At 55.7% G+C, this 1,107-nt stretch carries 1 protein-coding gene; it reads left to right on the top strand.

The genetic code is table 11. The features are described from left to right. Positions 1–1,107, top strand: a 1,107-nt coding sequence (locus ACESSZ_RS16455; RefSeq protein ID WP_499842908.1) for an Eco57I restriction-modification methylase domain-containing protein, incomplete at both ends; no start/stop codon positions are given.

Raw genomic sequence — 1,107 nt, 5'->3', positions numbered from 1 at the left:
GGATGGCTTTGGACAGGAACGCCCCGAACCGGCTGTCGAATCCCCGACCTTCCATTCCGAGACTGTGGCCGTCTATCCGGGCGATAAGAACAATCTACCTTATGATGTGGTGGTGGAACGGTTGCATATTGAGGAGCCGGAGCCGCCAGCCCCTGTAACAGAGCCGGAGAAAACCTTTGAGGAAGTGCTGGATGAACACCCGGTTTCCATTCAGGTCAACGGCCAGTGGCAGACCTTCCCCAATGCCAAAGCTGCCGAGGAAGCCTCCTATGAGGAATACAAGGACAACCTGCGCCGCAATGCACAGAACTTCCGCATTACCGATGAGCATTTGGGTGAAGGCGGTCCGAAAGCCAAGTTCCAGGCAAATATCAATGCCATTCGTTTGCTGAAAGAGCTGGAAGCTGCCGGACAGCAGGCAAGCCCGGAACAGCAGGAAGTCCTATCCCGCTATGTGGGCTGGGGCGGTCTTTCTGATGCCTTTGACCCGGAGAAACCGGCATGGGCTTCCGAGTATGCCCAGCTGAAAGAGCTGCTGACCCCGGAGGAATATGTCGCCGCCAGAAGCTCCACCCTCAACGCCCATTACACCAGCCCTACGGTCATTCAGGCCATCTATGAAGCGGTGGGCCGTATGGGATTTGAGACCGGAAATATTTTGGAGCCATCTATGGGTGTGGGCAATTTCTTCGGTATGCTGCCGGAGGAAATGAGAAACAGCCGTCTGTACGGCGTGGAGCTGGACCCGGTTTCCGGGCGCATCGCAAAGCAGCTCTATCCCAAGGCGGACATCACAGTAGGCGGCTTTGAGACCACCGACAGGCGGGATTTCTTTGACCTTGCCATCGGCAATGTACCTTTCGGTCAGTATCAGGTCAATGACAAAGCCTACAACAAGCTGAATTTCAGTATTCACAACTACTTTTTCGCCAAAGCACTGGACCAGGTGCGTCCCGGCGGAGTGGTAGCTTTTGTAACCTCCCGCTATACTATGGACGCCAAGGATTCCACCGTGCGCCGCTATCTTGCCCAGCGTGCTGAGCTGCTGGGAGCGATCCGTCTGCCGAATGACGCGTTCAAAAAGAATGCCGGTGCCGAGGTGGTATC

The sequence above is a fragment of the Eubacterium sp. 3_1_31 genome, assembly GCF_964249515.1.
Lineage (GTDB): Bacteria > Bacillota_I > Bacilli_A > Erysipelotrichales > Erysipelotrichaceae > Longicatena > Longicatena caecimuris.
Note: the sequence above shows the minus strand (reverse complement) of the source record. Positions and strands in the feature narration are given on the sequence as shown.